The following is a 15,533-nucleotide window of genomic DNA, read 5'->3' as shown; positions in this document are numbered from 1 at the left end:
CAGGAAACGGGCCACAGTTCCCGGCCTGATGGGCAATATTCGAGGACGCTTGGTAACCCGGTGAACATGCCAGCGGCGGTACGAGAACTCGTACCGCCGCAACCCTGTTCAGGGAGTTTTTCGCCCTCCTAGTAGGGGCGCTTTCAAGACCTACGAACGTACGAGCCTTACGCCGCCCCGCGCTGAAGCGCCTCACAGACGGCCGTCGACTCCCTGGCCCCCAGCTCAACCGCCTTGCCGCAATGGGCGATCCAGGCCGCCATCCCCTCCGGAGTACCGGAGGCGTAGCCGTCCAGGGCTGCCGCATAGGCCGCGCGGCCGAGTTCGCCATGGCCGACCTCCGCAGGGCACACGGACTTCGGGTCGAGGCCGCTGCCGATCAGGACGATGCGTTCCGCCGCGCGCGCGACCAGGCCGTTGTGGGAGCCGAAGGGGCGCAGGGCGAGGAGTTCGCCGTGCACCACGGCCGCCGTCACCAGGGCGGGGGCCGAGCCGCCCGCGATGATCAGCTGGGAGAGGCCTTCGAGACGGCCGGCGACCTCGTGGGCGTCCGGCAGCGGCAGCTCGACGAGCGGCTCGTCCACCGGTTCTCCGTCCTGGCGCGGACGACCGACCTCGTCGCCCTTGTCCGCGGCCGCCACCAGGTGCAGCCGGGCCAGCACACGAAGCGGCGACTGCCGCCAGATGGAGAGCAGTTGGCCCGCCTCGGCGGTCAGCCGGAGGGCCGCGCCGACCGTACGGCCCTCTTCGTCCGCGCTGAAGTCGGTGCGGCGGCGCACCTCTTCGAGGGCCCAGTCGGCGCCGGACAGCGCCGCGGATCCGCGCGCGCCGCGCAGCGCCGCCTCGGACGTGATCTCGTTGCTGCGACGCCGCATGACCCGGTGCCCGTAGACCCGGTCCACGGCCTTGCGGACGGACTCCACGGATTCGGCCACCCCGGGCAGCGAGCCCAGGGCCGCGAGCGGATCGGCGGCCGCGCCTGTCGTACTCATGAGTACGACATTACGCACCCGCGCACGCCGCCCCACGATGGAGTGGTCTTCTCCACGCGAGCGATGCACCCAGAGCCATCATCCGACTACGCTTTGTGAACATGAAAATTGCTTTCGTTGGGAAGGGCGGCAGCGGCAAGACCACCCTGTCCTCGCTCTTCATCCGCCACCTCGCTGCCTCAGGGGCGCCTGTCGTCGCGGTGGACGCCGACATCAACCAGCATCTGGGGGCCGCGCTGGGCCTCGAAGAGACGGTCGCCGCCGGGCTGCCCGCGATGGGCGAGCGGCTGCCGCTGATCAAGGATTACCTGCGCGGTACCAACGCCCGCATCACGTCCGCCGAGACGATGATCAAGACAACCCCGCCCGGCGAGGGGTCGCGACTGCTGCGGGTGCGCGAGGAGAATCCGGTCTACGAAGCCTGCGCGCGGCCGGTGGAACTCGACGGCGGCGCCGTCCGTTTGATGGTCACCGGCCCGTTCACCGAGGCCGATTTGGGAGTGGCTTGCTACCACTCCAAGACCGGTGCAGTGGAGCTCTGCCTGAACCATCTCGTCGACGGGCGGAGCGAGTACATCGTCGTCGACATGACGGCGGGCTCGGACTCCTTCGCGTCCGGCATGTTCACCCGGTTCGACATCACGTTCCTGGTCGCCGAGCCGACCCGGAAGGGAATCTCCGTCTATCGCCAGTACAAGGAGTACGCCCGCGACTTCGGCGTCACCCTGAAGGTCGTCGGGAACAAGGTGCAGGGCCAGGACGACATCGACTTCCTCCGCACCGAAGTCGGAGACGACCTCCTGGTCACGGTCGGGCACTCGGACTGGGTGCGCTCCATGGAGAAGGGCCGCTCACCCCGGTTCGAGTTCCTGGAAGAGGGCAACCGCCGTTCCCTGCACACCCTGCAGAGCGCCGCCGACGCCACGTACGAACGGCGCGACTGGGAGCGCTACACGCGCCAGATGGTCCACTTCCACCTGAAGAACGCCGACAGCTGGGGCAACGAGAGGACCGGGGCGGACCTGGCGGCGCAGGTCGACCCCGGCTTCGTACTCGGTGAGGGACTGGTGGCTACGGCTTGACCGCCGGCGCCCCGGGGACGCCCTTCGGGGCCGGGGCGGGGCGGCCCGAGAGAAGGGACGCCCAGCCCTGCTTCGGGGTCTCGCCGACCTTGAGGCCGCGGAGCTTGTCCAGGGTGGCCGGGTCCTGGACGTCGAGCCAGTCGGCGAGTTGCCGGAAGGAGACACAGCGCACGTCGGACTTGGTGCAGACGCGCTCGATGACCTCTTCGATGGCGCGCATGTAGGTGCCGCCGTTCCAGGACTCGAAGTGGTTGCCGATGATCAGCGGCGCGCGGTTGCCGTCGTAGGCGCGATCGAAGCCCTTGAGGAGGCCGTCACGCATCTGGTCGCCCCAGTACTCGTGCTTGTCGGGGTCGCCCTGGGTCTTGGTACCCGACTGGTTGACCATGAAGTTGTAGTCCATGGTGAGCTGCTCGTAGGAATGCCCGGGGAACGGCACGAGCTGCATCGACAGGTCCCACAGGCCCTCCTTCTTCTTGGGCCAGACCTGGTTGTTGACGCCTGAGGTGTCGTATCGGAAGCCCAGTTGGCGGGCCGCCTTCATGAAGTTCTTCTGCCCCTCCAGGCAGGGCGTGCGGGCGCCGACGAGCTCCTTGTCGTAGTCGAAGGGCAGCGGGGACGCCTTCTTCATGCCCGTGTTGGTCTTCCAGGACTTCACGAACGACTTCGCCTGGGCGATCTCGTCCTTCCAGTCGGCGACCGACCAGTCACCGACCCCGCCTTCGGTGCCGCAGAAGTGGCCGTTGAAGTGCGTACCGATCTCGTTGCCCTCCAGCCACGCCCCGCGCAGCTGCTTCACGGTCTCCTCGATGCCCGCTTCGTCGTTGAAGCCGATCTCCGAGCTGCCCGGTGAGTGCTGCGGCGGCTTGTAGAGGTCACGCTTGTCCTCCGGCAGCATGTACACGCCGCTCAGGAAGTACGTCATCGTCGCCTTGTTGGCCTTGGAGACCTTCCGGAAGTGCGAGAACAGCTTCTGGCTGTCCTCGCCTGCGCCGTCCCACGAGAAGATCACGAACTGCGGGGGCTTCTGACCGGGCTTCAGCCGTTCCGGCCGGGGCAGATGCGGCTGCGCGCCGGTGTACGCGGTGGAGCCGTCGCCGATCAGGCGGACCGCGCTCTTGGGCGCCGGGGCCCCCGCCGCCTTCTTCGCGCCATGCGCGCCTTCCTTGGAACCGGTGGTGTCCAGCGCGCAACCGGCGAGCGCCGTGGCGCAGGCCGCGGCGAGTGCTACGCCCGCGGCGATCCTCTGGGTGACGGCCATCTTCCGCCCGCCTTCTTCCTTCAGTCTGGGCAACAGTGATTTGCGCGTTACGCGGTGATCCACGGCTATATGCCGGTAGTGCCGCCAAGGTCGCACGAGGCCGAGATTGAATAAGTACGACAAGCCGATCAATTGCTTGCTTCACTCCGAGGGGTGAATTAATGCCCCATTTGCTATGGTTTTCCGCACGAAGCCTTTACTCTGCATTACGATCCGTTTACCGAGCGTTGAAAATCCCGCCGCTGCACGCCGTGACCCACGGCCGCGATCCGCCCTCCGCCTCCCCGGCGGGGGACCACCTGTTCCGCGACCGCGCCGCCCCGGAGGAGACGGGAACCATGTCTGCCTGCGTCCCCACCCGCGCCGCCGACTCGACTCGGCCGAAGCGCATCCACCAGCCCCACAGCCCCCCGCCGACTCCGCCCCGCCGATTCCGTATCGCGGGCGCCGATCTGTCGGCCTCGATCGCGGTCTTCCTGATCGCTCTGCCCCTGTCACTCGGCATCGCCCTCGCCACCGGCGCGCCGCTCCAAGCGGGCCTCGTGGCCGCCGCCGTCGGCGGACTCGTCGCCGGACGCCTGGGCGGCTCCCCCCTCCAGGTGAGCGGGCCCGCCGCCGGACTCACGGTCGTCACCGCCGATTTGATCCACCTCTACGGATGGCGCACCACCTGCGCCATCACGGTCCTCGCCGGAATCACCCAACTGGGGCTGGCCTGCCTGCGAGTGGCCCGTACGGCGCTCGCCGTCAGCCCCGCGATCGTGCACGGCATGCTCGCCGGCATCGGCGTGACCATCGCCGTCGCCCAGCTCCACATCGTGCTGGGCGGCACCCCGCAGAGCGCCGTCCTCGACAACATCCGTGCCTTGCCCGACCAGTTGGCGAACGTCGACCCCGCAGCGGTGTCGATGAGCGCGCTGACCCTGCTGCTTCTCCTTGCCTGGCCGCGGATTCCCGGGCGCGTGGGCGAGCTGCTGCGCAAGGTCCCGGCCGCGCTCGTCGCCGTCGCCGGGGCCACCGCGACCGCCTCGCTCGCCGGGCTGACCCTGCCCAAGGTCGACCTGCCGTCCTGGAGCAGTCACGCGCTGGCCGGGCTGCCCGAGGGGCCGGTGCTCGGAATCGTGGCCGCCGTTCTCACCGTCACGCTCGTGTGCAGCGTGCAGTCCCTGCTCGGCGCCGTGGCCGTGGACAAGCTGGTGGCAGGACGGCCCGAGTTGCAGGCACGGGTGGGCCGCTCGGACCTCGACCGGGAACTGCTCGGGCAGGGCGCCGCCAACATCGCCTCCGGCGCGCTCGGCGGGCTGCCGGTCGCCGGGGTCGCCGTACGAAGCTCCGCGAATGTGCAAGCCGGTGCCGTGAGCCGGAACTCCACGATGCTGCACGGCGTTTTCGTAGTAGTTGCCGCGCTGCTGATGGTCCCCATCCTGGAGCTGATCCCGCTCGCATCGCTCGCCGCCCTGGTGATGGCCGTCGGCATCCAGATGGTGTCCCTGCACCACATCCGCACGGTCACCCGTCACCGCGAGGTGCTGGTGTACGCCGTCACCACGCTCGGCGTCGTCGTCCTCGGCGTTCTCGAGGGAGTGGTGCTGGGGGTCTCCGTGGCCGTCGGCGTCGCCCTGCACCGCCTCGCCCGCACCCGCATCACGCACGAAGAGAAGGGAGGAGTCCATTACGTACGCGTACGAGGGCAGTTGACGTTCCTCGCGGTGCCGCGGCTCAGCCGCACACTGCACCAGATGCCCCAGGGAGCCAGCGCCGTCGTGGAGTTGGACGGCTCGTTCATGGACCACGCGGCGTACGAGGCGCTGCATGACTGGCAGAACGCGCACTCCGCGCAAGGCGGCACGGTCGAACTCACCGGGCGGGCCGGAGCGCGGATCGCCGAGCCCGCGGGCTCCGCCCACTGCCGGTGCCGGCCCTGGACGCCCTGGCGCAACCACCACTGCGAGCCCTCCGCGAGCCCGCAGTTCGTACCCTCGGGCAGCCCTGCGGGAGAGCCCGGTGAGCCGGGTGAAGTGACGGCTTCCTCGGGGCGGCGCGCGCGGGACGGGGAGCGTGGGCAGAGCGGGCACCAACTGGCGCGCGGCATCAGCGCGTTCCAGCGCAACACCGCGCCCCTGGTGCGGGGTGAGCTGGCGCGGCTGGCACGGGAGGGGCAGCGGCCGTCCCAGTTGTTCCTGACCTGTGCCGACTCGCGGCTCGTCACGTCGATGATCACGTCCAGTGGTCCGGGTGACCTCTTCGTCGTACGGAATGTGGGCAACCTCGTGCCGTTGCCCGGGGAGGAGAGCGGGGACGACTCGGTGGCCGCGGCGATCGAGTACGCGGTGGACGTGCTGAAGGTGCGGTCCATCACGGTGTGCGGGCACTCCGGGTGCGGGGCGATGCAGGCCCTGATGAACGCGGAGCCCGGAGGGGCGATGACGCCGCTCAAGCGGTGGTTGCGGCACGGGCTGCCGAGCCTGGAGCGGATGGCTGCCAAGGACCGGCCGTGGGCGCGGTTGGCCGGGCGGGCGCCCGCCGACGCGGTGGAGCAGCTCTGTCTGACCAACGTGGTGCAGCAGTTGGAGCATCTGCGGGCGTACGAGTCCGTGGCGCGGGCCCTGCGGGAGGGTGTGCTCGAGCTGCACGGGATGTACTTCCACGTGGGCGAGGCGCAGGCGTATCTGCTGGCCGACCGCGAGGGGGCCGAACTGTTCGATCACGTGTGCGCGTCGGAGGATCTGCGGCATCCCGCGTGATCTGCCCCACTGCCTCACTGTCACGCGTGACGGCGTGACGGCGTGACGGCGTGACGGCGTGACGGCGTGACGGCGTGACGGCGTGACGGCGATAACGCGTGGCCTCGTACGCCGTGACGCGTGATCTCGTACGCCCGGACCGCACATGACCCTGTACACCGTCATGTGTGGTCCGGGCGTGGTGGTCCGGGCGTGGTGCGTGGTTCCAGTCGGTGGGGCCGCGCACCATGTTGGTGTGGGTCGCGTGCCGCGGCGGCGGGCTCGTCCCGTATCCGTTTTCCTCGGGGTTCCCCTCGCTTCAGGGGGATTTCGGCTGTCCTTGGTCGAAGCCCTGGAAGAGTTACCGGGTGAACCCGAACGCCGCGTCGTACGTGCCCCGGAGTGCGTCCCTCTGACGAGCTCCCAGCCGCTAGCATGCAGCTCCGATAGGTCTAAACCAATTTCGGATCGGCCCTTGTCACCAGCCCCCCGGGTCTGATGAGCTGTGGCCCGGGACACAACGGACACCCTGGGAAAGGGAGATGTCGTGAGCAACGAAAGCCTGGCCAACCTGCTGAAGGAAGAGCGCAGGTTCGCGCCGCCCGCCGACCTGGCGGCGAACGCCAATGTCACCGCGGAGGCGTATGAGCAGGCCAAGGCTGACAGGCTCGGCTTCTGGGCCGAGCAGGCCCGCCGGCTGACCTGGGCCACCGAGCCGACCGAGACGCTGGACTGGACGAATCCGCCGTTCGCCAAGTGGTTCAAGGACGGCAAGCTGAATGTCGCGTACAACTGCGTGGACCGGCATGTGGAGGCGGGGAATGGCGACCGGGTCGCCATTCACTTCGAGGGCGAGCCGGGCGACAGCCGGGCCATCACCTACGCCGAGCTGAAGGACGAGGTCAGCAAGGCCGCGAACGCGCTGACCGAGCTGGGAGTCGAGAAGGGCGACCGGGTCGCCGTATACCTGCCGATGATCCCCGAGGCCGTCGTCGCGATGCTGGCCTGCGCCCGGATCGGTGCCGCGCACTCGGTCGTGTTCGGCGGTTTCTCGGCGGACGCGATCGCCACCCGGATCCAGGACGCCGACGCCAAGCTGGTCATCACCTCCGACGGTGGTTACCGGCGCGGCAAGCCGTCCGCGCTCAAGCCCGCGGTCGACGAAGCGGTCAGCCGGGTCGACGGGGTCGACAAGGTGCTGGTGGTGCGGCGTACCGGGCAGGAGGTCGCCTGGACCGACGGCCGTGACGTGTGGTGGCACGAGATCGTCGAGCGGCAGTCCGCCGAGCACACGCCGGAGGCGTTCGAGGCCGAGCACCCGCTGTTCATCCTCTACACCTCCGGGACGACCGGGAAGCCGAAGGGCATCCTGCACACCTCGGGCGGCTACCTCACGCAGGCCTCGTACACCCACCACGCCGTCTTCGACCTCAAGCCGGAGACCGACGTGTACTGGTGCACGGCCGACATTGGCTGGGTCACCGGGCACTCGTACATCACGTATGGGCCGCTCTCGAACGGCGCGACGCAGGTGATGTACGAGGGGACGCCGGACACCCCGCACCAGGGGCGGTTCTGGGAGATCGTGCAGAAGTACGGGGTGACGATCCTGTACACGGCGCCGACCGCCATTCGTACGTTCATGAAGTGGGGCGACGACATCCCCGCGAAGTTCGATCTGTCGTCGTTGCGGGTGCTCGGGTCGGTCGGTGAACCGATCAACCCCGAGGCGTGGATCTGGTACCGGAAGCACATCGGGGCCGACCGGACGCCGATCGTGGACACCTGGTGGCAGACCGAGACCGGCGCGATGATGATCTCGCCGTTGCCGGGGGTGACGGAGACCAAGCCCGGCTCCGCGCAGCGGGCTCTGCCGGGGATCTCGGCGACCGTCGTGGACGACGAGGCCCGGGAGGTTCCCAACGGGGGTGGCGGCTACCTCGTACTCACCGAGCCGTGGCCTTCGATGCTGCGGACCATCTGGGGGGACGATCAGAGGTTCCTCGACACGTACTGGTCGCGGTTCGAGGGCAAGTACTTCGCCGGGGACGGGGCGAAGAAGGACGAGGACGGGGACATCTGGCTCCTCGGGCGGGTCGACGACGTGATGCTCGTGTCCGGGCACAACATCTCGACGACCGAGGTCGAGTCGGCGCTCGTCTCGCATCCGTCGGTCGCCGAGGCGGCGGTCGTGGGCGCGGCGGACGAGACGACCGGGCAGGCGATCGTGGCCTTCGTGATCCTGCGTGGGACGGCTTCCGCCGAGGATGAGGGGCTGGTGGCGGACCTGCGCAATCACGTGGGCACCGTGCTCGGGCCGATCGCCAAGCCCAAGCGGGTCCTGCCGGTGGCGGAGCTGCCGAAGACGCGCTCCGGCAAGATCATGCGGCGGCTGCTGCGTGACGTGGCGGAGAACCGGGAGCTTGGTGACGTCACGACGCTGACGGACTCCACGGTGATGGACCTGATCCAGTCGAAGCTGCCGGCGGCATCGAGCGAGGACTGAGGATTTCTCCCCGCCCACCCGCCCCTGATTGGTGTGGGGGCCCTGTGCTCCCCCACACCCCGGGGGCGCGGGGCTCCGCACGACGGGCATCACGGGGGTTTTCTTCGCCCCCTCCGCCCCTTCCCTTCCCGTTCCTGGGGGCTCCGCCCCCAGACCCCCGTATCGCGCTGACGCGCTCGTCCTCAAACGCCGGACGGGCTGAAAGATCTCCCGGGACTGAAAAGCTCTGAGGCCAGCGCTGGAAGATCTGCCGGCCGGAGCTGAGTGGTTCTCTGGCCGGGGCGAAAGAATTCAGCGCTGGCCGGGGAAAGATTCAGCCCCTCCGGCGTTTGAGGAGCGGGGTCTGGGGCGGAGCCCCAGAAGGATGGGACGGGTAGGGGCGGCGGGGGCGAAAAACCCTCACGCCCCCGCCAAACGCGCCAAGCACCCCATTTGCACATAACGTGAAGATCACCGGATAGGTCCGGGTGAACCTTCGGTAGGATGATGAGCGCGTCAGCGACGCGACAAGATCCTCAAGGTGCGCCGGGAAGTCTGGTCGGCATGTGATTCGTCCTGCCCGCCCGACCGGAGGTCTCCCGTGTCCGCCCCCGCGCCCCGCACCACCAACCGCAAGTTCCTCGGCCGTCTGTCCCTGCCGGAACGGAACTTCGTGGCGGACGCGCTGCGTGCCGAGACCGTTGGTGGCGTGCTGTTGCTCGTGGCCGCGATCGCGGCGCTGATCTGGGCGAACACTCCGATCAAGGAGAGTTACCAGACCGTCCTCGACTTCCACATCGGTCCCAGCTCGCTGGGTCTGAACCTCTCCCTCCAACACTGGGCGGCCGACGGACTGCTCGCCGTGTTCTTCTTCGTCGCCGGTATCGAGCTCAAGCGCGAACTGGTGGCCGGAGAGCTGCGGGACCCGAAGGCGGCGCTCCTGCCGGTCGCCGCCGCGTTGTGCGGAATGGTGGTTCCGGCGCTCGTCTACACCCTCACGAACGTGCTGGGTGGCGGCTCTCTCGACGGCTGGGCGGTGCCCACCGCGACCGACATCGCGTTCGCGCTCGCCGTCCTCGCGGTCATCGGTACGTCCCTGCCGTCGGCGTTGCGCGCCTTCCTGCTGACGCTCGCCGTCGTCGACGACCTCTTCGCGATCCTGATCATCGCGGTCTTCTTCACCGCCGACCTGAACTTCGCCGCCCTCGCCGGCGCGGTCGTCGGCCTCGGCGTCTTCTGGCTGCTGCTACGGAAGGGCGTACGCGGCTGGTACGTGTACGTTCCGCTCGCCCTAGTCATCTGGGGGCTGATGTACAACAGCGGCATCCACGCCACCATCGCCGGTGTCGCGATGGGCCTGATGCTGCGCTGCACCCGGCGCGAGGGCGAGGCGCACTCCCCCGGCGAGCACGTCGAACATCTCGTACGTCCGCTGTCGGCGGGCCTCGCCGTGCCGCTGTTCGCGCTGTTCAGCGCCGGGGTCGCGGTCTCGGGAGGCGTACTGGGGGATGTGTTCCAGCGGCCCGAGACGCTCGGCGTCGTCCTCGGGCTCGTCGTCGGCAAGGCGGTCGGCATCTTCGGCGGGACCTGGCTGACGGCCCGGTTCACCAGGGCCTCGCTCAGTGACGACCTGGCCTGGCCGGACGTCTTCGCCGTCGCCTCCCTCGCGGGCATCGGCTTCACCGTCTCGCTGCTGATCGGCGAACTCGCCTTCGACGGCGACCCGGCGCTCACCGACGAGGTCAAGGCCGCCGTCCTCGTCGGCTCCCTCATCGCGGCCGTGTGCGCCGGAACTCTGCTGAAGATACGCAACGCCAAGTACCGCGGACTGGTCGAGGCCGAGGAGCGCGACGACGACCTCGACGGCATCCCCGACATCTACGAGCAGGACAAGCCGGAGTACCACCTGCGGATGGCCGAGATCTACGAGCGCAAGGCCGCCGAGCACCGAAGGCTTGCCGAAGTGACGGGCGGGGCAAGCGACGGGGACGACGGTCCGGCATGATCTGACACGACCGTACAAAAACATGCAGGAGAGGGAGAATGCGATGAGTGCACCCGACGGCAGTCCGGTCGGAGCCGAACGCAGCATCGGCCAGCTGTTCGCCTCGGCGACGACCGAGATGTCCTCGCTGGTGCACGACGAGATCGCGCTGGCGAAAGCGCAGCTCAAGCAGGACGTCAAGCGCGGGGCGATCAGCGGTGGCGCGTTCGCGGGGGCCGGCGCGGTGCTGATCTTCTCCCTGCCGATGCTGAGCTTCGCCCTGGCGTACGGCATCCGGACCTGGAGCGACTGGAACCTCGCGATCTGCTTCCTGCTCTCCTTCGCGGCGAACGTACTGGTCGCCGCCGTGCTCGCGCTGATCGGCGTGGTCTTCGCGAAGAAGGCCAAGAAGAGCAAGGGCCCGCAGAAGGTCGCGGCCTCGGTGAAGGAGACGGCGGGGGTCCTGCAGAACGCCAAGCCGCACCCCCGGGAGCTGCCCGCACAGGATCGTGTGCCCGAGGCCATCGAGGCTGTGGCACGCTCGTCCTCATGACGGACCCCGCCACACCTTCGGCGCAACCCACTTCGGTCGTGAAGCTCGACATCCCCGGCGGAAAAGGCCTGATCCACCGGGACGTGGCGGCCAACGGCGCGCGCTTCCACATCGCCGAGATGGGCGACGGGCCGCTCGTCCTGCTGCTGCACGGCTTCCCGCAGTTCTGGTGGACGTGGCGCCATCAGCTGGTGGCGCTCGCCGACGCCGGTTTCCGCGCCGTCGCCATGGACCTGCGGGGAGTCGGCGGCAGCGACCGCACACCCCGCGGCTACGACCCCGCCAACCTCGCGCTCGACATCACCGGAGTCGTACGGTCCCTCGGCGAGCCCGACGCCGCGCTGGTCGGGCACGACCTGGGCGGATATCTGGCGTGGACGGCGGCCGTGATGCGCCCCAAGCTCGTACGCCGGCTCGTGGTCTCCTCGATGCCGCATCCCCGGCGCTGGCGCTACGCCATGCTCTCCGACGTCAAGCAGACGGCCGCGGGTTCATACATCTGGGGGTTCCAGCGGCCGTGGATCCCGGAGCGCCAACTCGTCGCGGACGACGGCGCGCTGGTGGGCCGTCTCGTACGGGACTGGTCGGGGCCGCGCCTTCCGGACGACGAGGCCGTGGAGACGTACCGCCGCGCCATGTGCATCCCCTCCACGGCGCACTGCGCGATCGAGCCGTACCGCTGGATGGTGCGGTCCATGGCCCGCCCGGACGGGATCCAGTTCAACCGGCGGATGAAGCGGCCGGTCCGAGTGCCGACGTTGCATCTGCACGGCTCGCTCGACCCGGTGATGCGGACGCGGAGTGCCGCGGGCTCCGGCGAGTACGTCGAAGCGCCGTACCGCTGGCGGCTGTTCGACGGGCTCGGACACTTCCCGCACGAAGAGGATCCGGTGGCGTTTTCGACCGAATTGGTCAACTGGCTGAAGGATCCCGAGCCTGATCGGTGAGGCCGTTCCCTCAGTAGGCTCGGGCGTCCGGTATCCGGACAGGAACGCCTGTCCTACGAACAGCCAAATGCCTTACGCATAGGCCAATTGGGGGGCCAGGGGGCGGTTATCGACCTTGGGGCGGGGGCAGACGTCGGGGTATGGGCTGGACGCACGACTACAGTGACGCAGCACGCACACGCCGCTCGGCCGCGGGCCTGAGCTCCCATCAGAGGGGCACCCCGCAGTTGCCGGGCACGGATCATCCCCTGGTGGGGATCCCGCGCATCCTGCGCCGTCGGGCCCGCTGGGTCTCGGTGCGGCTGCGCCATCCTCGAGGCTGAGCCGTCCTCACGGTTGGCCACCGACACACTGATCGGCGTCAGAGCGCGCAGCTGTCGCTGTCCACCTGCTGGTTCGCGGTACGGCCCTTGGTGATGTCCTCCTGGACCTCGTCCACGGTGAGCGCGTACCCGGTGTTGGCGTCGTCGAGCGACTTCGCGAAGACCACGCCGTACACCTTGCCGTCGGTGGTGAGCAGCGGGCCGCCGGAGTTGCCCTGGCGGACGGTCGCGTAGAGCGAGTAGACGTCGCGGCGCACCGTGCCCCGGTGGTAGATGTCCGGGCCGTTGGCCGTGATGCGGCCGCGTACGCGCGCGGGCTGGATGTTGTACGCGCCGTTCTCCGGGAAGCCGGCGACGATCGCGCTGTTGCCGCTGGTGGCGTCCTCGGTCGTGAACTGGAGGGCGGGCGCGTCCAGGCTCGGCACGTCGAGTACGGCGATGTCGCGCTCCCAGTCGTAGAGGACGACCGTGGCGTCGTACTTCTTGCCCTCGCCGCCTATCTGGACGGTGGGTTCGTCGACTCCGCCGACCACGTGGGCGTTGGTCATCACACGGCGGTCGCCGAAGACGAAGCCGGTGCCTTCGAGGACCTTGCCGCAACTCGGGGCGGTGCCCATGACCTTGACGATGGACCTCTGGGCGCGGATGGCGACCGCGCTGTTGGCGAGGGCCGGGTCGGGGGGCTGGACGTCGGTGATGGGCTCGTTGGCGAACGGGCTGAAGACCTGCGGGAAGCCGTTCTGCGCGAGGACCGAGGAGAAGTCGGCGAACCAGGTGTCGGCCTGGTTGGGCAGAGCCCGTGACACGCCGGTCAGCACCTTGGAGCTGCGGACCTCCTTGCCGAGCGTCGGCAGCGTAGTGCCGGCCAGGGCCGAGCCGATCAGCCAGGCGACCAGGAGCATCGCCACGACGTTGACGAGGGCGCCGCCCGTCGCGTCCAGGGCGCGGGCCGGGGACCAGGTGATGTACCGGCGCAGCTTGTTGCCGAGGTGTGTGGTGAGGGCCTGGCCCACGGAGGCGCAGACGATGACGACGACGACAGCGACGACGGCGGCGGTCGTGTTCACCTCGGCGTCGTCGGTGACCGCGCCCCAGATGACCGGGAGCAGGTAGACGGCGACGAGGCCGCCCCCCAGGAAGCCGATCACGGACAGGATGCCGACGACGAAGCCCTGGCGATAGCCCACGATCGCGAACCACACGGCGGCGACCAGCAACAGGATGTCCAGCACGTTCACTGCTTCGAGCCTCGCCTCATCACTCTTCGGTCACTCCGTCTCGGCTGGGGGTGCGACCCGCGGCACAGCCGCTGACGGGTGCGGCGTCCCCCAGGAAGACACAGCACGGGGCCACCCTGTCATGCGCGCCAGTCGAGCGGGACCTGGTTGTCGCGGTCCCAGGGCAGCTCCCAGCCCGCATAGTGCAGGATCCGGTCGATGATGCCCGCCGTGAAGCCCCAGACGAGGGCCGATTCGACCAGGAATGCCGGACCCTGGTGACCTCTGGGATGCACGGCGGTAGCACGGTTGGCGGGGTCCGTGAGATCCGCCACGGGGACGGTGAAGACCCGCGCCGTCTCGTTCGGATCAACCACACCCACCGGTGTCGGGCGGCGCCACCAGCCCAGGACCGGCGTGACCACGAAGCTGCTCACCGGGATGTAGAGCTTGGGCAGCACGCCGAAGAGCTGGACGCCGCTCGGGTCGAGCCCGGTCTCCTCCTCGGCCTCGCGGAGAGCGGCCCGCAGCGGCCCGTCGGCCTTCGGGTCGCCGTCCTCGGGGTCGAGGGCTCCGCCGGGGAAGGAGGGCTGTCCGGCGTGCGATCTCAGGGAGGTGGCGCGCTCCATGAGCAGCAGCTCGGGGCCTCGCTCGCCCTCGCCGAACAGGATGAGCACGGCGGACTGGCGCCCCGCGCCGTCACTCGGGGGCAGGAAGCGGCTCAGCTGGAGCGGCTCCACCGACTCGGCGGCGTGCACCACCGGATCGAGCCAGTCGGGCAGACCGTCCTTGCTCACGGCCACCGGGCCGCCCTGCGTGTTGCCGGCCAATCGACCGCCCTGCGTGTTGCCGGCGTGCGTCATCGCCACCCCCGTTCTGCTCTTCCCAACGCCTGCACGTGCCGTGTTCGTTCCGTGGTCCGGAGCCATGAGGCGTCTTGGGTGTTCCCGGCGGGGGCCGTCATCCAGCGCCCTGAGGTGTGCCCAGCGGGGGCGCCGGGATGCCGCCCGCGTCCAGGTAGGACTGCGGGGGGTTGAGGCGCTGGCCCGGGAAGCCGCCCTTCTCGTACTTCAGGAGCTTCTTCGCCTTCTCCGGATCCGTCTCACCCTCTCCGTACGCCGGGCAGAGCGGGGCGATGGGGCAGGCGCCGCAGGCGGGTTTGCGGGCGTGGCAGATGCGGCGGCCGTGGAAGATCACGTGGTGGGAGAGCATGGTCCAGTCGCTCTTCGGGAAGAGCGCACCGACGGCCGCCTCGATCTTGTCGGGCTCCGTCTCCGCGGTCCACTGCCAGCGGCGGACCAGCCGCTGGAAATGGGTGTCCACGGTGATTCCGGGGCGCCCGAAGGCGTTGCCGAGCACCACGAAGGCGGTCTTGCGGCCCACGCCGGGGAGCTTGACGAGGTCTTCGAGACGGCCGGGGACCTCGCCCCCGCAATCGTCCCGCAGCGCCCTGGAGAGCCCTATCACCGACTTGGTCTTGGCCCGGAAGAACCCCGTCGGGCGCAGGATCTCCTCGACCTCCTCCGGGTTGGCCGCGGCCAGGTCCTCGGGGGTCGGGTACTTGGCGAAGAGCGCCGGGGTCGTCTGATTGACCCTCAGGTCGGTCGTCTGCGCCGACAGGACGGTGGCGACGACCAGTTGGAAGGGGTTCTCGAAGTCGAGCTCCGGGTGGGCGTACGGGTACACCTCGGCGAGTTCGCGGTTGATGCGGCGGGCTCGGCGGACCAAGGCGGTGTCTGGCGCGGGGGCCTTCTGCGGGGGCTTGGCAGGGGTCGCCTTCTTGGCGGACTGCGGGAGCTTGGCGGAGGACGCCTTCTTGGCGGACTGCGAGGGCTTGACGGAAGGCACCTTCTTGGCGGAGGCCGGCTTCCCGGTCGTAGCCGTCACCTTCTTGGGGGCAGCTTTCGCGGGCGTCGCCTTCACCGGGGCCCGCTTTGCTCCCTTTGTCGTTTTCTTGGTACCGTCC

The 15,533-nt window shown here is 69.3% G+C and carries 12 protein-coding genes; 7 read left to right on the top strand and 5 right to left on the bottom strand.

The features are described 5' to 3' along the window. Nucleotides 1–167: 167 nt before the first annotated feature. On the bottom strand, nucleotides 168–992 hold the full coding sequence (locus OG219_RS26140; protein WP_266830308.1) for a Fic family protein: 825 nt from the start codon (nucleotides 990–992) through the stop codon (nucleotides 168–170). A 101-nt stretch (nucleotides 993–1,093) separates the two neighbouring features. Here OG219_RS26140 and OG219_RS26135 point away from each other — a divergent pair, with 101 nt between their 5' ends. Then, nucleotides 1,094–2,074 (top strand): ATP-binding protein, encoded by a 981-nt coding sequence (locus OG219_RS26135; RefSeq protein ID WP_266830306.1) that lies wholly within the window; start codon nucleotides 1,094–1,096, stop codon nucleotides 2,072–2,074. Here the strand turns inward: OG219_RS26135 and OG219_RS26130 are convergent. Continuing rightward, on the bottom strand, nucleotides 2,064–3,335 hold the full coding sequence (locus OG219_RS26130) for a hypothetical protein (protein ID WP_266830304.1): 1,272 nt from the start codon (nucleotides 3,333–3,335) through the stop codon (nucleotides 2,064–2,066). The two genes, OG219_RS26135 and OG219_RS26130, sit on opposite strands and share 11 nt — an antisense overlap. A gap of 338 nt (nucleotides 3,336–3,673) precedes the next feature. Between OG219_RS26130 and OG219_RS26125 the strand changes: the two genes are divergently transcribed. The 6 genes from OG219_RS26125 to OG219_RS26100 all read left to right on the top strand — a co-directional run bounded on the left by OG219_RS26125 (nucleotide 3,674) and on the right by OG219_RS26100 (nucleotide 12,350). Beyond that, on the top strand, nucleotides 3,674–6,079 hold the full coding sequence (locus tag OG219_RS26125; protein ID WP_266836235.1) for a bifunctional SulP family inorganic anion transporter/carbonic anhydrase: 2,406 nt from the start codon (nucleotides 3,674–3,676) through the stop codon (nucleotides 6,077–6,079). Between the two features lie 484 nt (nucleotides 6,080–6,563). Then, nucleotides 6,564–8,564 carry an acetate--CoA ligase gene (acs, locus tag OG219_RS26120; RefSeq protein WP_266830302.1) on the top strand — a complete coding sequence of 667 codons (2,001 nt, stop codon included), beginning with the start codon at nucleotides 6,564–6,566 and terminating at the stop codon, nucleotides 8,562–8,564. Between the two features lie 580 nt (nucleotides 8,565–9,144). Continuing rightward, complete coding sequence (gene nhaA / locus OG219_RS26115; protein ID WP_266830300.1) at nucleotides 9,145–10,548, top strand: Na+/H+ antiporter NhaA; 1,404 nt, start codon at nucleotides 9,145–9,147, stop codon at nucleotides 10,546–10,548. Between the two features lie 43 nt (nucleotides 10,549–10,591). Beyond that, a complete protein-coding gene (locus OG219_RS26110) occupies nucleotides 10,592–11,080 on the top strand; it encodes a phage holin family protein (RefSeq protein ID WP_266830298.1) in 489 nt (162 codons plus the stop codon). Beyond that, nucleotides 11,077–12,027, top strand: a complete 951-nt coding sequence (locus tag OG219_RS26105) for an alpha/beta fold hydrolase (protein ID WP_266457293.1) — start codon at nucleotides 11,077–11,079, stop codon at nucleotides 12,025–12,027. Before OG219_RS26110 ends, OG219_RS26105 begins: the two co-directional genes overlap by 4 nt. A gap of 140 nt (nucleotides 12,028–12,167) precedes the next feature. Continuing rightward, the gene (locus tag OG219_RS26100) at nucleotides 12,168–12,350 is read left to right on the top strand and encodes a hypothetical protein (protein ID WP_266457296.1); all 183 of its coding nucleotides are present in this window, start codon (nucleotides 12,168–12,170) and stop codon (nucleotides 12,348–12,350) included. A 38-nt stretch (nucleotides 12,351–12,388) separates the two neighbouring features. On the opposite strand, the gene OG219_RS26095 is transcribed toward OG219_RS26100, so the two are convergent. From OG219_RS26095 to nth, 3 genes are all read right to left on the bottom strand, one after another. After that, nucleotides 12,389–13,588, bottom strand: a complete 1,200-nt coding sequence (locus OG219_RS26095) for a MarP family serine protease (RefSeq protein WP_266830295.1) — start codon at nucleotides 13,586–13,588, stop codon at nucleotides 12,389–12,391. Between the two features lie 119 nt (nucleotides 13,589–13,707). Beyond that, nucleotides 13,708–14,430: a CoA pyrophosphatase gene (locus OG219_RS26090; protein WP_266830294.1), complete on the bottom strand. Its 723-nt coding sequence runs from the start codon at nucleotides 14,428–14,430 to the stop codon at nucleotides 13,708–13,710. A 97-nt stretch (nucleotides 14,431–14,527) separates the two neighbouring features. Next, nucleotides 14,528–15,490, bottom strand: coding sequence for an endonuclease III (gene nth, locus OG219_RS26085; RefSeq protein ID WP_266830293.1), 963 nt, complete (start codon nucleotides 15,488–15,490; stop codon nucleotides 14,528–14,530). Nucleotides 15,491–15,533: the final 43 nt, after the last annotated feature.

Origin of the sequence: Streptomyces sp. NBC_00038, assembly GCF_026343635.1 — a bacterium.
Taxonomy (GTDB): Bacteria; Actinomycetota; Actinomycetes; order Streptomycetales; family Streptomycetaceae; genus Streptomyces.
Note: the sequence above shows the minus strand (reverse complement) of the source record. Positions and strands in the feature narration are given on the sequence as shown.